Raw genomic sequence first — 18864 nt, 5'->3', positions numbered from 1 at the left:
GACATCCAGTGTGCTACATCCGGCGCCCTCGCCCGTGATCGCGCGCCTTAGACCTTGGTCGAACCCACCCGCCTGAACCGGCCCTTCTACGACTAATGGCGAATGGTTGTGCAGTGCGATGCCCGCGCAGGCTCCAGCGGACCGTGCGTCCGACACGGCCATCCATGGGAGGGGAAACGTGTCCAACCGCCACATGTCCAACCACACTCCATCGCCCGCCGCCGCGATCCGCAGGCGACCGCTCGCCGCGGCGCTGCTGGTCGCGCTTGCCCTGCCCGGCTTCGCCTTCGCCCAGACCGCCAAGGAGGCCGAACTCGAGGCCCGGGTGGCCGAGCTGGAGAAAATGGTCCAGCAGCTGGTGTCGCAACAGCAGCCGGCGTCCACCCCCACCGCGGCGCCGCCACCGGCGACCCCGCCCGCGACCGCCGTCGCCGATGGCAAGGCGATCCAGGCCACCACCATCACGCCCTCGGCGAACCCCGGCACCGCCTTCAGCTTCGGCGGGTTCATCAAGCTCGACGCGATGGTCACCGACACCAGCGACGGGCGCATCGCCGACGGGTCCGCCGGCCGGCTGTTCTACGTCCCCAGCACGATTCCGGTCGGAGCCGATGACGCCGAAGGCGGCGATGCCTACACCGACGTGCATGCGCAGTTCTCGCGCTTCTGGCTCGCCGCCGACCACGTCACCGATGCCGGCGACAAGGTCAAGGCCTACATCGAGGCCGACATGTACGGCGGCGGCAGCAACGCGCTGCTCGGCAACGAGACCTCGACCAATACCTATGGCGTGTCCTTGCGCCACGCCTACGTGAGCTGGAACAACTGGCTGGCCGGCCAGACCTGGTCGAATTTCCAGGACACCGCGGCATTGCCGGACACGGTCGACTTCGTCGGCCCGACCGACGGCGTGATCTTCGTGCGCCAGGCCCAGTTGCGCTACACCAGCGGCCCGTGGTCGTTCTCGCTTGAGAACCCGCAGACCACCGTCACCCCGTACCTGTCCGGTGGCCCGCGCTTCAACAGCGGCGACAACATCGCTCCCGACGCGACGGCACGCTGGATCACCAAGGGCGACTGGGGCCACTTCACCGTCGCGGGCCTGCTGCGCCAGTTCAAGGCCGGCGAGGAGACCGCCAGCGGCGGCGCGCTCAGCGCATCGGGCAAGTTCAACCTCGGCGCCAACGACGACATCCGCTACGCGATCAATGGCGGCAGTGGCATCGGCCGCTACCTTGCGTTCGGAATGGGCACCGACGTGGTGCAGGATGTCGACGGCGACCTGGAGGCACTGGACGGCTATGGCGGCTATGTCGCCTGGCGCCATGTGCTGAGCCCGAAGCTGCGCGGCAACCTGATGTACTCCGCCGCGCACTTCGACAACGACGTCGGCCTGATGAGCCAGGGCGTGACCGAACGCGCGCACTCGCTGCGCGCCAACCTCATCTACTCGCCGTTCTCCAAGCTCGACATCGGCGCGGAGCTGAGCTTCGGCCAGCGCTTCCTCGAGGACGACCGCGAGGGCGACCTGAGCCGCCTGCACACCACCGTCAAGTACAGCTTCTGACCACCAGCTTCTGATCGCCAGCTTCTAACCCAGCGAAGGGGAACCACCTCATGTCCAGTGTCAGCACATCCGCCGGAGTCACGCCGGCCCCTCTGTCCCAGAGCCACAAGAAGGTCATCTTCGCGTCCAGCCTGGGCACCGTGTTCGAGTGGTACGACTTTTATCTCTACGGCTCGCTCGCGGCGATCATCGCGTCGCAGTTCTTCAGCGGGGTCAACGAGACGACCGGCTTCATCTTCGCCCTGCTTGCGTTCGCCGCCGGCTTCGCGGTGCGGCCGTTCGGCGCGATCGTGTTCGGTCGCGTCGGCGACATGATCGGACGCAAGTACACCTTCCTGGTCACCATCGTGATCATGGGCATCTCGACGTTCATGGTCGGCGTGCTGCCCAGCTACGCCAGCATCGGCATCGCCGCGCCGATCATCCTGATCGTGCTGCGGATGTTGCAGGGCCTGGCGCTCGGCGGCGAATACGGCGGCGCGGCGACCTATGTCGCCGAGCACGCGCCCAACGGCAAGCGCGGCCTGTACACCAGCTTCATCCAGACCACCGCGACGGTCGGCCTGCTGCTGTCGCTGGTGGTGATCCTCGGCGTGCGCGAAGTGCTCGGGGTCGAGGCGTTCAACGACTGGGGCTGGCGCCTGCCGTTCCTGCTGTCGATCGTGCTGCTGGGCGTGTCGGTGTGGATCCGCATGCAACTCAGCGAGTCGCCGCTGTTCCAGGAGATGAAGGACCAGGGCAAGCTGTCGAAGGCGCCGATCACCGAGAGCTTCTTCTCGAAGAACGGCCGCATCGTGTTGCTCGCCCTGCTGGGTGCGACCGCGGGCCAGGCGGTGGTCTGGTACACCGGCCAGTTCTACGCGATGTACTTCCTCACGCAGTCGCTGAAAGTCGACCCGACCACCACCTGGTTGCTGATCGGCGGCGCGCTGGTGATCGGCACGCCGTTCTTCGTGTTCTTCGGCTGGCTCAGCGACCGCATCGGGCGCAAGAAGATCATCATGGCCGGCTGCCTGATCGCCGCGCTGACCTACATCCCGCTGTTCCAGGCGCTGACCCACTACGCCAACCCGGGCATCGAGGAGGCCAGCGCAAACCATTCGGCGGTGGTGATCGCCGATCCGGACACCTGCAACTTCCAGTTCGATCCGGTCGGCAAGAAGCAGTTCACCAGCTCCTGCGACATCGCCACTGCGGCGCTGGCCAAGGCGGGCGTGCCGTACGACGTGCAGGACGCGCCGGCCGGCACCGTCGCCACGGTGATGATCGGCGACACCGAGATCGCCAGCTACGAAGCCACCGGCCTGGCCAAGGACGAAGCCGCCGCACAGTCGGCGACGTTCAACGCCGCGCTGAAGCCAACCCTGGTCAGCGCCGGTTATCCGGAGAAGGCCGACCCGGCGCGAATCAACAAGCCGATGGTGCTGGCGATCCTGGCGTTGCTGGTGATCTACGTGACCATGGTCTACGGGCCGATCGCGGCGTGGCTGGTCGAACTGTTCCCGACCAAGATCCGCTACACCTCGATGTCGCTGCCGTACCACATCGGCAACGGCTGGTTCGGCGGCTTCCTGCCGACCATCTCGTTCGCCTTGGTCGCGGCCACCGGCAACATCTACTACGGCCTGTGGTACCCGATCGTGATCGCGCTGATGACGTTCGTGATCGGCTCGCTGTTCCTGCGCGAGACCTACAAGGTCGACATCACCAAGTAACAGGAATGCCCCACGTCGATGCAGTAAGGACAACGCCGGCCCCGTGCCGGCGTTGTCCTTTGCGCACGTCTTAACTTCCACGTAACCGGCGCTGCAAACAGCTCAACTACCATCCGGCGCGTCGTCCACGTGACCACGGTCGAACCGACCGGATCGAAGGAGAGCCGTTGCGCCTGTCCAGCTCCGATGCCACCGCAGCCGCGGACCCGCTCGACGTCGCGATCATCGGCGGTGGCGCGGCCGGTCTACTTGCGGCGATCCACCTACTGCGCGCCAGCGAGGGACGCATCCGCCTGTGCGTGGTCGAGCCGCGCGCGCTGCTCGGCGAGGGCGCGGCCTATTCCACCCGCGACCCTGCGCACCTGCTCAATGTCCCGGCCGGCGGCATGAGCGCGTTCGGCGACGATCCCGATCATTTCGTCCGCCACCTGCAGGCGTCAGGCGCGACGCCGGCGATCGATGGCGACGCTGTCGCGCGGAGATACGTGCCGCGGCTGGAGTACGGCAACTACCTGCGCGCCACGCTGGGCGGGCAGGTCGCACTCGGGTCGGTGCACGTGCGCGACGCTGCCGTCGACGTGACCGGTTCCGCGCCCCATTCGATCCGGCTCGGTTCGGGACGGATCCTGCATGCCGATGCGGTCGTCATGGCGACGGGTAACCTCCCCCGGTCGCTGGCGGCGACCCGTTCATGCACGAATGCGGCAGCAATCATCAATGCCTGGGACTACGAGGCAATCGCGACGATCCCGGCGGACGCGGACGTCTGCATCATCGGCGCCGGCTTGAGCATGGCCGACGCCGCGGTCAGCCTTGCCGGCCAGCGGCACCGCGGCCGGATCACCGTGCTGTCGCGCCATGGCCTGATGCCGCTGGCGCATGCCGCCAGCCGTGGCCCGGCCGCGGACGTCGACGGACTGCTCGCGCTCGGCGTACGTGAACGGATGCGCGCCATCCGCGCGTCGGCAAAGTCCGGCATGGGAGACGGCGCGCCCTGGCAGTGGACGATGGACGGCCTGCGTCCGCACGGCCAACGGTTTTGGCGGAGCCTGGACGACGACGAACAACGTCGCTTCCTGCGCCACGTACAGCGCTACTGGGACATCCACCGGCACCGCATCGCCCCGGAGGTTGCCATCGGGATCGACGCGCTGCGGCAGTCGCGACAGTTGACCGTGCACGCCGGCCGGGTCGCAGCGATCGACAGCGGACCGACCGGCTTCGACGTGGCATGGCGCCCACGAGGCATCGCCACGACGAAACACATGCGGGTGCAACGCGTGATCGCGTGCGCCGGCATCGAGACCCGGCTGCAGTACATGCCCAGTCCGTTGCTGGCGGCATTGGCCGCGCGTGGAACGATCACGCCGGATCCGCATGAACTGGGCCTGGCGGTCGATGATGCCGGCGCGCTGGTTTCCGCCGCCGGCATCCCGCAGCCGCGCCTGCTGGCCATCGGCAGCGCGCGCATCGGCCACGACTGGGAAGCCACCGCCATCCCGGAGTTGCGTGCGCAGGCCGCGGCGATCACTGAACGTTTGATCGGCGCGGCGGCCGGACCGCCGGGCGTTACCGCGACTCGTCGGAAGACGCCTTCAAGCGGCCCGCGATGGCAGCCCCACCAATAACCTGGAGCGCGCTGCCGCCAGACCCGACCTGGGGTGCACTTCCAGAGCCCACTTCGGGTGCGCTGCCGGAGCCCAGCTTCTGGCGATGCGTCGCGGCGGCCGTGACCTGGCCTCCGGTTCCGCTCAGGTCGAGCGCCACCAGCCGGCCGTCGCTGGCATCGCCACCGGTCGTGATGAACAGGAAGTGGCCCGACAACGCCAATTGCCCGGGCTGGTCGTGGCGCCAGATCGACTGTCGCGTCGCCAGGTCCACCGCATGGACCGCGGCGTCGGTGCTGACCAGCAGGACGTCGTCGGTCACGATGATGTTGTGCAGGAACACGCTGTCGCCCTGGCCGGATGCGGGGCTCCAGCTCCACAACACGGCCCCGTTGGTTTCGTCGATCGCATCGACTCGCATGCCGTCGTTGCTGGCCGCATAGACGATGCCATCGGCCACTGCGGGGTCGGTGTCGTAGGTACGGAGCGTCGTCCATTCGCGCTGCCTGGACCCGACATTGAAGCTGGACAGCACGCGTCCGCCAGCGTCGCCCGACCGCGAGCGGACAATCACGTTGCCGTGCCCGCCGATGACCGCGGCGCCCTCATAGGAAGCGAAGTTGCCGCTCGCGGCGGTGTCGAGAATCGAGCCCAGGTGGAGGCCCGTCGCCCGCTCCCAGATCTCCAGGCTCGTTCCTGAATAGTGGAAGACGTGCGTTTGGTCCACGGCCGGCGCATACAGCTCGGTGTCGGCCGTCGCGCCGTTCCACAGCGGCGCACCGGCCCGATCGAACGCGTAGACACCGCCGTCGAGACCGCCGTTGGTGTAAATCGCATTGTCGTACACGGTCGGGGCAAGCAGTTCATACCACTGGCTGTCGAATGGGCTGCCAAATACCTGCTCGCCATTGTCGGTGCGCAACGCCCGGAGCACGGCGCTGCCGTGTCCGGTGGTGGCGACATACACCCGGTCGCCGCTGACGGCCGGGGGATTGAAATTGCAGGTGCCGGCGAATTCACGACTCCAGCGGACCGCACCGCTCAAGCCGTCGAGCGCATGCAGGGTGGCCGTGCAGTAGCGGGCTTCGGTGGCGACGTACACCGATCCGTTGCCTGTCGCCACCGGGTTGATGGCGGGCAGCGACGCGTCTTCGGGGTCGGCCGGCCATTCCCATGCCACCACCGGCCGGGACCGGCCGAGCTGGACCGGTACATGACCCGTATGGGACGCGTTGCCCTGCATCGTTTGCCAGGCCGGCTCCAGTTTCGTCGATGCTTGCGGCGGCGGGGGTGACGGGGGCGGAGAGGTCGGCGGCGGCGCTGTCGGGTTGCCCGGGGTCGGTGATTGCACGGATTCGGATTCGGGCTCGGTTCCGCCACCACCACCGCCGCCGCAGGCCACCAGCACCACGGAAAGGCACATGCCGCCGAGCATGCGTTTCGCATTGTTGACACATCTTCTCAAAGCACTACCGCCCGGACCCGCGCCCAAGCCCTCCATGAAACACAGGGGCGCAATCTGACCATCTGTGCCATGTGCGAACCCGGATCGGAGTCCCAGTTGCGGCATGCGCCGCAGGGACGCGTGTCCGTTCTTCGACGCCGGTCGATGATGAATGTGGGACGACGTCTACTGCGGCGGTGCGGCCAGCTCGCGGGCGTCGAGAACGCCATCGTGGTTGAGGTCCTGGCGGCGGAAGGCCTCGGCCAGTGACTCGCGGTGCCCGGCCAGGGTGACCGGGCGACCGCGACCGCCGGGCAGTTCCTCCGGGTCCAGCACATCGTTGCGGTCCAGGTCCATGCGCTCGAAGGCGTGACCCATCCATTGCTGGTATTCGGCCAGGGCGACGCGGCCGTCGGCGTCGGTGTCCATCCGCCGCAGGTAATCGCCGGTGTCGCGGACCTGTGCCCACGCCGCGCCGAACGGCGTGACCGCGAGCGCCGCAACCAACGCGACGAGGTTCATCGCGGCGGGCCGGTCAAACCCGCGCCGGCACCAGCGCGTAGCCTTTCAGCCGCGCCGAGAACTGCTGCAAGGCCTGGTTGCCGCTGGCCTCGGCCTCGTCGCACCAGGCGCGCAACTTCGCCAGCGTGGTCTGGGCGTCGTGCGAACGGTCGTCGAGCACCTGCTGCAGGCGCTGGCGGTACTCGGCCAGGGTCGCCATCTTCGGACGCTCCTCCAGCCACGCCTGCAGGCGCGCGCGGCGGGCGTCGTCGAGCCAGCGGCCGCCATCGGCCAGCGCCTTGCGCAGCTTGCGCGGCAACTTGTCGTCGCTGGCGCGCAGGGTCGGCAGGGTGACCTTGCGGTAGTAGTCGGTCATCGCCTGGAAGCGGATCGCCAGCAGCGCCTTGAGGGTCTCGCCGTCGGGCATGGCGATGTTCGGGCGCACGTCCAGGGTCGGCGCGACGCGCAGCACCTTGGCCAGCTTCACCGCCTGCAGCAACTTGATGACGCTCCAGCCGATGTCGAACTCGAACCTGCGCAGGGCGAACTTGGCCGAGCTCGGGAACGCGTGGTGGTTGTTGTGCAATTCCTCGCCGCCAATCCACACGCCCCACGGGGTCAGGTTGGTTGCGGTGTCGGTGGTCTCGAAGTTGCGGTAGCCCCACCAGTGGCCGAGGCCATTGACCACGCCGGCGGCCCAGAACGGGATCCACGCCATCTGCAGCGCCCACATCGCCACGCCGGCGAAACCGAACAGGCCGAAGCTGATGAACAGCAGCAGGGTCGGTCCCATCGTCGGCCAGCGCGAGTAGAGGTTGCGCTCGATCCAGTCGTCCGGGCAGCCCTTGCCGTATTTCTCGATCGACTCGCGGTCGGCGCGCGCCTCGCGGTACAGCTCGACGCCGCGCCAGAACACGGTCTTGATGCCCTTGATCTGCGGGCTGTGCGGGTCCTCCTCGGTCTCGCACTTGGCGTGGTGCTTGCGATGGATCGCCGCCCACTCGCGGGTGATCATCGAGGTGGTCAGCCAGGTCCAGAAGCGGAAGAAATGCGCCAGCACCGGATGGAAGTCGACCGCGCGATGCGCCTGGCTGCGGTGCAGGTACAGCGTCACCGAGAGGATGGTGAGCTGGGTCGCGACCAGGAAGTAGATGGCCAACGTGCCGAAACCGGCCTGCAGCACGCCGCCGGCGAGGAAATCGAGCAGGGAAGAAAACATGTACGGGTGACTCCGGGAAAATGCGGATGAACCTGCAACCGCGGATTGGCGACTCGACTACGAACCCCCGCGATACGCCGAGCGACTGCCCGACCATGATGCCACCGTACCCGGCTGTTCACCCGGGTATGGGCGGGATTTGTGATCGGGTCGTTCAGTGACGTCGTCGTCCGGTAATGGGGCCGTTCCGCGATCCGTGCAAGCCCCGGTCGCCGCGCCCGCCGCTAAGCTTGACCGATGCCCGAGCTGCCCGAAGTCGAAACCACGCGCCGCGGCCTCGCCCCGCACCTGACCGGCCGTCGCGTGCTCGCCGCGACCCTGCGCCGGGCCGACCTGCGCTGGCCGATCGCACCCGAGATCGAAACCGTGCTGCCGGGCCGACGGATCGAGGCGGTGCGGCGTCGGGCCAAATACCTGCTGCTCGACACCGACGACGGCAGCGCCCTGCTGCACCTGGGCATGTCCGGCAGCCTGCGGGTGCTGCCGGCCGCCACCGCGCTGCGCGCGCACGACCATGTCGACCTGCTGCTCGAGGATGAACGGGTGCTGCGCTTCAACGATCCGCGCCGCTTCGGCTGCCTGCTGTGGCAGCCGCCGGGCCAGATCCACCCGCTGCTCGCCGGGCTCGGCCCGGAGCCGTTGTCGGACGCCTTCGACGGCGACCGCCTGTTCGCCCTGAGCCGCGGCCGCAGCGTGCCGGTGAAGAATTTCCTCATGGACCAGTCGGTGGTGGTCGGGGTCGGCAACATCTATGCCGCCGAAGCGTTGTTCGCCGCCGGCATCGCGCCGCTGCGACCGGCCGGCAAGGTCTCCCGCGAACGCTACGCGCGGCTGGCCGCGGGGGTGCGGCGGATCCTCGCCCAGGCGATCGACCGCGGCGGCACCACCTTGCGCGATTTCATCAGTCCCGACGGCGCGCCGGGCTACTTCGAACAGGAGTTGTCGGTCTACGGTCGCGGCGGCCTGCCGTGCCCGCAATGCCGGCGGCCGTTGAAGCAGGTCCTGATCGGCCAGCGCGCAAGCGTATGGTGCAGCCATTGCCAACGCTAGGCGGGCCGTCCCGGCCGGAATCTGTGAGTTGCGTCTCATCTGAACGCGTTATAGTCCGGGCAATTGCCTGGGGTCACGAAGGCGGGGACACGGATGGCTGACAGCGGCGACATCACCCAACTGCTGGATGCAGCGCGCGACGGCGACCGCGGCGCCCTCGACCGGGTGCTGGCCACGCTGTACCAGGAACTGCACACGATGGCCCGGCGTCAGCTCGCCGGCCAGCACGGACAGACCCTGGACGCCACCGCGCTGGTCCACGAGGCCTACCTCAAGCTGGCCGGCCGCGGCGAGGCAAAGTTCGACGACCGCGCGCACTTCTTCGCCTATGCCGCCTCGGCGATGCGCTCGGTGGTGGTCGACTACGCGCGCCAACGGCTCGCGCAGAAGCGCGGGGGCGACCTGCACCGGGTCACCGACCTGCCCGAGGACCTCGAGGGCGGCCTGCGCCTGGATGAGGAGATGCTCAGCCTCGACAGCGCACTGACCAAGCTTGCCGCGGTCGATGCGCGGCTGGCCCAGGTGGTCGAGCTGCGTTATTTCGCCGGTCTCTCGGAACTGGAAATCGCCGCGCTGCTGGAGCGCTCCGAGCGCAGCATCCGTCGCGACTGGCAGAAGGCCCGGCTGTTCCTGCTGGCGTCGCTGAAACACTAGCGGAGGCCGTCGCCGACCGATGGACACCGCGCGCTGGCAACGGCTGTCCCCGCTGCTCGACGAGGTGTTCGAGCTGGACCCCGCCGCGCGCGCGCAGCGGCTGCGCGAACTGCGCCGGGACGATCCCGAACTGACCCGCGAGCTGGAAGCATTGATCGCGCTGGAGGAAGGCAGCGAGAGCTTCCTGTCCGAGCCGGTGGTCAACCCGCACCGCGGCCCGCTGCCCGGCGGCGAGGTCGGCCCGTACCGACTCGAACACCTGCTCGGCGAAGGCGGCATGGGCCAGGTCTGGCTGGCGGTGCGCGCCGACGGCCTGTACCAGCGCCGGGTCGCGCTGAAGCTGTTGCGCCCCGGTCTGGCCGACACCAACCTGCGCCTGCGCTTCACCCGCGAACGGCAGATCCTGGCCCGCCTCGCCCATCCGCACATCGCCCGCCTGCTCGATGCCGGCGTCAGCGCCGACGGCCTGCCCTACCTGGCGCTGGAATACGTCGACGGCGCCCCGATCACCGACTACTGCCGCGACCACGACATTCCGCTGGCGACCCGGCTGCAGATGTTCGAACAGATCTGCGACGCGGTCAGCCATGCCCACGCCAACCTGATCGTCCATCGCGACCTCAAGCCGTCCAACATCCTGGTGACCCCGGCCGGCGACGTGCGCCTGCTCGACTTCGGCATCGCCAAGCTGCTCGACACCGAGGCCGCGCCGGAGCAGACCCGCACCGGCGTGCGCACCTTCACCCTGCACTACGCCGCGCCCGAGCAGATCCGCGGCGAGCCGGTCACCACCATGACCGACGTCTACTCGCTCGGGGTGGTGCTGTACGAACTGCTGACCGACGCCAAGCCCTACCGGCTCAAGCGCGACAGCGACGCGGCGTGGGAGGAGGCGATCCTCTCGCACGATCCGGCGCGGCCGTCGCAGGCGGTGCTGCATGCGGACGACGGCACGACCACTCGAGAACGCGAGCGCGGGCGTGATCGCGAGCGCGACCGCACGCCCGATCCCGGCGCCGTGCGCCGACGTGCACGGGCGCTGGCCGGCGATCTCGACAACATCGTGCTGAAGGCGCTGTCGAAACCGCCCGAACAGCGCTACCCGTCGGTCGAGGCGCTGGCCCAGGACCTGCAACGCTACGGTTCCGGCCGCCCGGTGCACGCGAGGGCGCAAAGCTGGTCCTACCGCTTCGGCAAATACCTGCGGCGGCATCGCTGGCCGCTGGCGAGCGGCACCCTGGCGACGTTGGTGCTGACCGCCGCGCTCGGCGTGGTCGCCTGGCAGGCGCGCGAGGCGGTGCGCGAGGCCACGCGCGCGCAGGCGATGCAGGACTTCATGGTCGGCGTGTTCGAAGGCGCCGGCGGCACCCGCGACGGCGAGCCGCTCGACCTGCGCGAGCTGCTGGCGAGCGCGGTGGAACGCGGCGAGCGCGAGCTGGCACGACAGCCACGCGCGCTGGCCGAAATGCTCGGGGTGATCGCGCGACTGCGCACCGGCCTGGGCGATTACGCCGAGGCCAAGCTCCTGCTCGACCGCCAGGCGACGCTGATCGGCCGCGCCGATACCGCGCCGGCCAGCCTGCGACTGGAGTCGCTGACCCAGCGCGGGCGGGTGCTGCGCCTGCTCGGCAACCCGTCCGCCTGCATCACGCTGCTGCAGCCGGAGCTCGCCTCCGCGCGCCGCGAGCAGGCACAACTGCCGCCGCAGGTCACCGAGTTCTATTCGCAACTGGGCCGCTGCCGTCGCGCCCACGGCGAACGCCAGGGCGCGCGGCAGCTGTTCGAACGCTCGCTGGCGATCCGCCGCGAAAACGGTTCCGACCGCGTCGGCGAAGTCGAAAACCTGATGGACCTGGCCGGCCTGCACGCCGATGTCGGCCAGACCGGCACCGCCCTGGCCGATTTCGAGGCCGCGCGCGAGCGCCTGCGGCGCGAAGCCGGCGACCGCCATCCGTTGCTGATCGACATCGATCGCAACATCAGCCGCCTGCTGCGCGCCCGCGGCGATCTCGCCGGCGCCGAGGCCGAGCTGGGCGACGCCCTGGCGATCAGCCGGGAGGTGCATGGCACCGCCCACGCGACGACGTTCGCGGTGAAGCGCCAGCTCGCGACGATCCATGTCGATCAGGGCCGGCACGCGCAAGCCGAGGCCGAACTGCAGGAGAACCACCGTCGACTTGCCAGCCGGCTCGGCCCCCGGCATGCCGCACTGGCCGCCAGCCATCGCGCACTCGGGCTGGTGCAGTGGCAGCGCGGCGACACCGACGCCGCGCTGGATTCGCTGCGGCAGGCGCTGGCGATCCGGCGCGCCGGCGGCGACGACGCCGCCGTCGCCAATGCGCTGCTCGACCTGGCCTCGGTCCTGCACGCCAGCGGTCGTCCCGGCCAGGCCCGGCCGTTGCTGCTGGAGGCCATGACGCTGCAGAACCGGCACCATGGCGCGTCATCGGCGGTACTCGGCGAGACCGAGCGTCGGCTCGGCGAGGTCGAGATCGCGCTGGGCCGCACCGAAGCCGGGCTTGCGCGTCTCAAACACGCGCTGGAGCGGCTGCGCGCGGGCTATGGCAACGACCACCCGCGCAGCCGTCGCGCCGAGCTGGCGCTGGCCTACCAGCGCGCGCTGAACAACGCCGGCGAGGACCTGGCGACGATTTCGCTGGCACAGCTGGACGCGCTGGCCGAGCTGCCGCAGGACGACCTGGAATTGCGCGAGGTCGCCTGGCGCGCCCGTGCCTACGCGATCCAGTTGCGCTGCTACGGTCCGCAGCGGGTCCAGGCGCTGCAACAGCTGCAACGGCTCGATGGCCAGCTGCGCCAGCGCCAGCCCGAGGGTGGCGTGGTCAGCCGCGATGTCGCCGCGATCCGCACCGGATGCAAAGCCGACGCAACCGGCCCGCGCGCCGTCGCCGGCGATTGACGCGAGCCGCGGCTACAACGGCAGCGGCGGCTGCAACGGCGCGATCGTGCCTTCGCCGCGCATGACCTTCTTGTACTCGCGACGCGACACCGACAGGTAACGCTCGTTGCCGCCGATCTCGACCTGCGGACCGTCGCGCACCGCGCGCCCCTGCGCGTCGACGCGCATGTTCATCGTCGCCTTGCTGCCGCTGTGGCAGATAGTCTTGATCTCGCTGATCTCGTCGGCCCAGGCGAGCAGGTACTGGCTGCCCTCGAACAGCTCGCCGCGGAAGTCCGTGCGCAGCCCGTAGCACAGCGCCGGAATGCCGAGCGCGTCGACCACCTCGGTCAGCTGCCAGACCTGCGGCTTGCGCAGGAACTGGGCCTCGTCGACCAACACGCAATGCAGGCGCCCGTGCGCGGCGATGTCGGCCTGCACCAGCGCCTGCAGGTCCTGCTCCGGGGCGAACGCGATCGCATCCGCGCTCAACCCGATCCGCGACGCCACCGTGCCGCGCCCGGCGCGGTCGTCCAGTTGCGGCGCCAGGATCGCCACCCGCATGCCCCGCTCGCGGTAGTTGTAGGCCGATTGCAGCAGGGTCGTGGTCTTGCCGGCGTTCATCGCCGAATAATAGAAATAGAGCTTCGCCATCGGCGCAGTCTAGCGCCGGCGCCCGGGCTGTCACGGGCGATCGCCCCGCTAGAATGGCCGGTCGCAGTCCCCGGTCCTGTCCTTCCCGATGCACGGTCTCAACCCCCCCCAACACGCCGCGGTCGAGCACATCGACGGCCCCCTGCTGGTGCTCGCCGGCGCCGGCAGCGGCAAGACCCGGGTGATCGTCGAGAAGATCGCGCACCTGATCGCGTCGGGCCGGATGCCGGCCAGGCGCATCGCCGCGATCACCTTCACCAACAAGGCCGCCAAGGAGATGCGCGAGCGCGTCGCCAAGCGGATCAAGGGCGACGCGGCCGAGGGACTGACGGTCTGCACGTTCCACGCGATGGGGCTGCGGATCCTGCAGATCGAGCACGAGAAACTCGGCCTGCGCCGCGGTTTCTCGATCTTCGACAGCGACGATTCCGCCGCACAGATCAAGGACCTGCTCGGCACCGGCGCCAAGAACGACGCGCTCGACAACGTGCGCAACCTGATCTCGCGCGCCAAGAACGCCGGGCTGTCGCCGGAACAGGCGATGGCCGAGGCGCGCAGCGCGCGCGAGATCGACGCCGCCACCATCTACGCGCTGTACCAGGCGCGGCTGGCGACGTTCAACGCGGTCGACTTCGACGACCTGATCCGGCTGCCGGTGCAACTGCTGGAATCCGACCACGACTGCGCGCTGGGCTGGCGCGAGCGCATCGGCTACCTGCTGGTCGACGAGTGCCAGGACACCAACGACGCCCAGTACCGGCTGTTGAAGGCATTGGCCGGCGAACGCGGGCTGTTCACCTGCGTGGGCGACGACGACCAGTCGATCTACGCCTGGCGCGGCGCCAACCCGGACAACCTGTTGGAGCTCGGCAAGGACTACCCGGCGCTGAAGATCGTCAAGCTGGAGCAGAACTACCGCTGCTCCAACCGGGTGCTGCGCGCGGCCAATGCGCTGATCGCCAACAATCCGCACGAGCACCCCAAGACCCTGTGGAGCGAGCAGGCCGACGGCGAACGCATCCGCATCTGGGAGTGCCGCGACGCCGCCCACGAAGCCGAGAAGGTCGCCGCCGAAATCCACTTCATCGCCACCGCCAAACAGGCGCCGTGGAGCGACTTCTGCATCCTGTTCCGCGGCAACTTCCAGTCGCGCGCGCTGGAGAAGGCGCTGCAGCTGCTGCGGGTGCCGTACCACCTGTCGGGCGGCACCGCGTTCCTCGAACGCGGCGAGGTCAAGGACGCGCTGGCGTGGCTGCGGCTGGTCGCCAATCCCGACGACGACGCGGCGTTTTTGCGTGCGGTGACTTCGCCGAAACGCGAAGTCGGGGCGACCACGCTCGCCAAGCTCGCCGAACTGGCCCAGCGCGCGGGGATGCCGATGTCGCGCGCGGCCGAATCGGTCGGCGCGCTCAAGCAGCTGAGCCCACGCGCCGGTAACGCGCTCGACGGTTTCGTCGGCATCGTCCGCGGCCTGCGCAAGGATGCGGCGCGGCTCAGCCCGGCCGAGCTGGTCCGCGAACTGGCCTCCCGCTCCGGCCTGCTGCAATCGATCCGCGCCCAGTGCAAGGACGAAGCCGGCTTCCAGCGCCGCAAGCAGAACCTGGAGGAACTCGCCGACTGGTTCGACGGCGGCAAGGGCGCGGGGCCGGGCGAGCTGGCTGCGCAACTCGCGCTGCTGTCGCACGCCGACAAGGGTGAGGCCGGCAACCAGGTGCGGCTGATGAGCCTGCACGGCGCCAAGGGCCTGGAGTTCCGCTACGTGTTCATCGTCGGCGTCGAGGACGGCACCCTGCCGCACGAGGCCAGCATCGAGGAAGGCCGGATCGACGAGGAGCGCCGGCTGCTGTACGTCGGCATCACCCGCGCCAAGGAACAGCTGTGGCTGTCGCATTCCAGACAGGCGCAGAAATGGGGCGACACCTTGCGGCTGAAGCCGAGCCGGTTCTTCGAGGAGTTGCCGGCCGACGAGATCCAGCGCGACGGCGCTGACCCGGTCGCCGATGCGGCACGCAAGCAGGAACGGGCGAGCGCCGGACTGGCCGCGATCAGGGCGCTGCTCGAAAGCTGATCCTCCGCGCGAATGCACCCGGGCGACGCGCAAAGGCAGCGGCGCCACAAACAGCAGGGGCGACCGAAGTCGCCCCTGCCTTGCCTCACTGCGATGTCGCTCAGAACTGCAGCGACCACCGCAGGTTGACGCCGTGGTCACGCGCCTCGTCGGCGTACTGGCCGCTGTAGTTCAGCTCCAGCAGGCTGCGCGGGCTGAGCCACGCGGCGACGCCGGTTTCCAGCACGGTCGAGCTCTCCGCCATCGGCGCGCCGGCGACGGTGAACGCCTGCGCCCCGCTCCAGTTCGCCTGGGCGGTCGACACCAGGTCGCCATTGGCATGGCGCCAGCCGAGGCCGCCACGCAGGTGCAACCAGTCGGCCGCCTGCTGCGAGCCGGACAGGCCCAGGTCGAAGCGCACGCCGATCGTCGACAGCAGGGTCGCGGTGTCGGACCCGGCCACTTCGAGCGCGGTGCTGCCGCCGGACTCGCCGAAACCGTCGCTGTCGACTTCGACGTGGGCAACCTGCGCGTACGGCACCAGCGTCCAGCGGTCCCCGCCGAACCGGTAGGCGCCTTCGAGGAACGCCTGGGTGCTGCTGGCGTCGTAGTCGGCGACCAGGGTCTGGGCGACGTCGGCGAACGCGACGCGGCGCTCGCTGTCGACCTGGTGGCTGGCGTGGCTCACGCCGGCGCGCAGCGACAGGTCACCCCAGTGGTTGCCGGCGTAGACGCCGAGGTGACGGCTGTCGACATCGGCCGACGAGGCGCGCGACGGCACCCCGAGGTCGGTGCGACCGGTGCCGCCGAGCGCGCCGATGCTCCAGCCGCCGGCAAAGCGATGGTCGACGCCGACCAGCACGCCGCCGCCGTTGCGGTCGACTTGCCCGGCGTTGCCATCACTGCGCAGGGTGCCGCCGCTGCCATAGGCCTGGGCCCACGCCGCGGTGACGGCTTCGCCATCGTTCACCGGCGACAGCTGCGGCTGCGCGCGGTCGAGCGCGGCTTCGCGCACCTGCCGGCTGTCCTCGAGCAAGGCGCTGCGGGTGCTGGCGTGCAGTTCGCCACCGAGCGCATCGAACGCCGCCACCGCCTGCTCCGGGAACAACTGGGTCAGGGTCAGCAACAGCGGGTTGCTGTCGGCCAGGGCATCAGCCGATGCCGCCACCGCACGCTGGTTGCGCGTCTGCGCGGCCTCGGCCAACGCCATGCCACGGGCGACGTCGAGCATCACGGCGTTGCTGCCATAGCCCAGGTCGAACGCCAGGAACGGCGAGATCAGCGACGCGTCGATTGCGTCGAACTGTCCGGTGATGCCGCCGTCGGCGGCGAGGATGTCGTAGCTCTGGCCCAGCAGGTACTCGCCCGGCGCCTGCACCACGCGAACGGTGCCGCCGAGCAGGTTCGCAACGCCGGTGACCTGCAGGTGGTCGGAGGCATCCGGCGGCGCGATCTCGGCGACATACACCGACTCCGCCAGTTGGGTGTAGTCGCCGTCCACGGTCAGCGTGCCCAGCGAGTTGCCCGGCGCGAGCGTGCCCGCCATGACGGTGGTGCCGACGCGGCCGTGGCCACCGAGGGTGCCGCCGGCGTTGACCGTGAGCTCGCCGCTGTGGATGCCGTCGACAGTCAGCTGGCCGCCGTTGACGGTGACCGCATTGGCCAGGCTGCCGCTGTCGGCGACCAGCGCCCAGCCACCTTCGACGAAGGTGTCGCCGAGGCGGTTGGCGCCGGTCAGTTCGAGCACGCCGTCGTTGACGGTGAGGCCGCCGAAGCTGTTGTCGCCGCTCAGGCGCAGCCAGCCGATACCGGACTTGCCGAGCCGGCCGGGACCGCCGATGTCGTTGGTCCAGTCGTCCCAGGCGAGGCCTTCCCAGACCTTGGCGCCACCGGCGTGCTGGTTCATCACCACGTCGGTGTCGACGCGGATCTGGCCCGGGCCTTCGATCGCCTTCTTCAGGTCGACCAAGCCCCAGCCGTAGATCTCGTCGACGCCGGCCGCGCCGAGGTCGGTCGCGGTGGTCAGCATGACGTCGCGGACCTGGGCGTTGTCGAGGTAAGGGAAGCGTTCCATCAGCAGCGCCAGCGCGCCGGTCACGTGCGGCGCCGCCATCGAGGTGCCGGTCATGTAGCCGTAGCCATACTCCGGGTTCTGCGCGGTGATGTCGTAGCCGATGAAGTTGCCGGCCTCGTCATACAGCAACTCACCCTCGATCTCGCCGCCGACCACGGTCGAGGCGATGTCGGTGCCGGGTGCGGTGATACACCAGTTGGCGCTCAGGCCGCAGATGCTGGAGCTGGGGTCGATCACGCCGCCGGCGTTGATGTTGACCACGCTGAGCCAGTACGGCTCGGCTTCGCTCACCCAGCGCGGCAAGGTGGCATAGATGCCGGCGATCTCGCCGTAGGCGTTGCCGGCGGCGAAGACCTGGATCATCTTGTCGTTGACCGACGGGTCGGTATAGGTGGCGAAGTACTCGGCCACGCCGGGGCTGTTGTACAGCGCATCCATGTCGAACGCGGTGGTCGGTTCGCTGCTCAGGCCCCAGCTGTGGTTGATCGCGCGCACGCCGTGCGCGGCCATCTGCTGGTACATGCTGGCGACCGCGGCACTGTCGGGGCCGGTGGCGTAGGACTGGCCGCCCGGCTGGCCAATCATGGCGAACAGGTCCGCGTAGCTGTTGGAGAACAGCCGCGCAACGCTGAGGTCGGCATTGAAGCCGACCCCATGGGTACCGTTGCCCTCCCGCCCCGCCGCCATCGTGCCGGCGACGTGGGTGCCATGGGTGCCGTACTGGAAGCCGGCGATCGACTCCAGGTACTCGGGCACCCACGGGTAGAAGTAGCCGATGTCGGTCAGGTACTGGACCAGCGCGCGATCGGCGTCGGTGTAGTGGAAGTAGTCGATCGAGACCTGGTCGCCATCGGACATGAAGCAGGCATCGGGGCCGGCCAGGATCGCCTCGCTGGCGCAGGCGCTGCCGTCGACCAGGGTGTCGGCGATACGGATGCTGCGATGGTCGCGGCCACCAAACTCCGGATGGGCCAGCGCCGAACCGCTGTCGAACACGCCCAGCCGCACCCCGGCGCCGGTCAGGCCGCGCGCGTAGGCATACTCCGTGCCGATCGCGCCCAGGCCCCAGTCGGCGACGAACTCGTCACTGCGCCAACTGGCGGCATCGCCGATCGTTCCCTCTTCCTGGTACGTCGCGGTCTGCGCCGCGACCGGCAACATCGCGCCCAGCAGCAAACTGCTGGCGATGGCCCGGCACAGGGCCGATCGGGTCGGGCGATATCGCGCTACTTCGTACTTGTCCATTCCTGCTCCTTTGAATTGAATAAGCTCCCGCCGGGCGCTGCGAACGCTCGCTGATCGACATCGACGGTCCGGTCGGCGGCATCTCCCTGCCGCGGCGGCCATTTTGTATACGTGAACGATTTGTGAAAGTCCACACACTATCGGCGTGCGGCAAGTCGCGTTTCATGACGCAAATGCGGCCCGGGTTCCCG

The 18864-nt window shown here is 69.2% G+C and carries 12 protein-coding genes; 7 read left to right on the top strand and 5 right to left on the bottom strand.

Going from position 1 to position 18864, the window contains the following annotated elements; genetic code table 11:
- The first annotated feature begins 193 nt into the window (after positions 1-193).
- From SNE34_RS08015 to SNE34_RS08005, 3 genes are all read left to right on the top strand, one after another.
- Positions 194-1567, top strand: a complete 1374-nt coding sequence (locus SNE34_RS08015; RefSeq protein ID WP_332616398.1) for a DcaP family trimeric outer membrane transporter — start codon at positions 194-196, stop codon at positions 1565-1567.
- 50 nt (positions 1568-1617) lie between these two features.
- Positions 1618-3282: an MFS transporter gene (locus SNE34_RS08010; protein WP_332616396.1), complete on the top strand. Its 1665-nt coding sequence runs from the start codon at positions 1618-1620 to the stop codon at positions 3280-3282.
- Positions 3283-3449: 167 nt separating this feature from the next.
- Positions 3450-4910 carry an FAD/NAD(P)-binding protein gene (locus SNE34_RS08005; RefSeq protein ID WP_332616393.1) on the top strand — a complete coding sequence of 487 codons (1461 nt, stop codon included), beginning with the start codon at positions 3450-3452 and terminating at the stop codon, positions 4908-4910.
- Here the strand turns inward: SNE34_RS08005 and SNE34_RS08000 are convergent.
- From SNE34_RS08000 to SNE34_RS07990, 3 genes are all read right to left on the bottom strand, one after another.
- A complete protein-coding gene (locus SNE34_RS08000; RefSeq protein ID WP_332616391.1) occupies positions 4852-6324 on the bottom strand; it encodes an outer membrane protein assembly factor BamB family protein in 1473 nt (490 codons plus the stop codon). The genes SNE34_RS08005 and SNE34_RS08000 overlap by 59 nt on opposite strands.
- A gap of 195 nt (positions 6325-6519) precedes the next feature.
- On the bottom strand, positions 6520-6855 hold the full coding sequence (locus SNE34_RS07995) for an EF-hand domain-containing protein (RefSeq protein ID WP_332616389.1): 336 nt from the start codon (positions 6853-6855) through the stop codon (positions 6520-6522).
- Between the two features lie 13 nt (positions 6856-6868).
- Positions 6869-8053: a DesA family fatty acid desaturase gene (locus SNE34_RS07990; RefSeq protein ID WP_332616386.1), complete on the bottom strand. Its 1185-nt coding sequence runs from the start codon at positions 8051-8053 to the stop codon at positions 6869-6871.
- A gap of 237 nt (positions 8054-8290) precedes the next feature.
- On the opposite strand from SNE34_RS07990, the gene mutM reads away from it, so the two are divergent.
- The 3 genes from mutM (at position 8291) to SNE34_RS07975 (ending at position 12674) form a co-directional block, all read left to right on the top strand.
- Positions 8291-9103, top strand: a complete 813-nt coding sequence (mutM, locus tag SNE34_RS07985; protein ID WP_332616384.1) for a bifunctional DNA-formamidopyrimidine glycosylase/DNA-(apurinic or apyrimidinic site) lyase — start codon at positions 8291-8293, stop codon at positions 9101-9103.
- A gap of 93 nt (positions 9104-9196) precedes the next feature.
- On the top strand, positions 9197-9757 hold the full coding sequence (locus SNE34_RS07980; RefSeq protein ID WP_332616381.1) for an ECF-type sigma factor: 561 nt from the start codon (positions 9197-9199) through the stop codon (positions 9755-9757).
- A gap of 19 nt (positions 9758-9776) precedes the next feature.
- A complete protein-coding gene (locus tag SNE34_RS07975; RefSeq protein ID WP_332616379.1) occupies positions 9777-12674 on the top strand; it encodes a serine/threonine-protein kinase in 2898 nt (965 codons plus the stop codon).
- 12 nt (positions 12675-12686) lie between these two features.
- Here SNE34_RS07975 and SNE34_RS07970 read toward each other — a convergent pair whose 3' ends face one another.
- Positions 12687-13307, bottom strand: a complete 621-nt coding sequence (locus tag SNE34_RS07970; RefSeq protein WP_332616377.1) for a thymidine kinase — start codon at positions 13305-13307, stop codon at positions 12687-12689.
- 88 nt (positions 13308-13395) lie between these two features.
- On the opposite strand from SNE34_RS07970, the gene SNE34_RS07965 reads away from it, so the two are divergent.
- Complete coding sequence (locus SNE34_RS07965; RefSeq protein ID WP_332616375.1) at positions 13396-15375, top strand: UvrD-helicase domain-containing protein; 1980 nt, start codon at positions 13396-13398, stop codon at positions 15373-15375.
- Positions 15376-15475: 100 nt separating this feature from the next.
- Here SNE34_RS07965 and SNE34_RS07960 read toward each other — a convergent pair whose 3' ends face one another.
- Positions 15476-18673 (bottom strand): autotransporter domain-containing protein, encoded by a 3198-nt coding sequence (locus SNE34_RS07960; RefSeq protein ID WP_332616373.1) that lies wholly within the window; start codon positions 18671-18673, stop codon positions 15476-15478.
- Positions 18674-18864 lie beyond the last annotated feature (191 nt).

The sequence above is a fragment of the Novilysobacter erysipheiresistens genome (assembly GCF_036663935.1).
In the GTDB taxonomy this organism is placed as follows: Bacteria; Pseudomonadota; Gammaproteobacteria; order Xanthomonadales; family Xanthomonadaceae; genus Novilysobacter; species Novilysobacter erysipheiresistens.
This window is presented reverse-complemented; position numbering and strand designations above follow the sequence as displayed.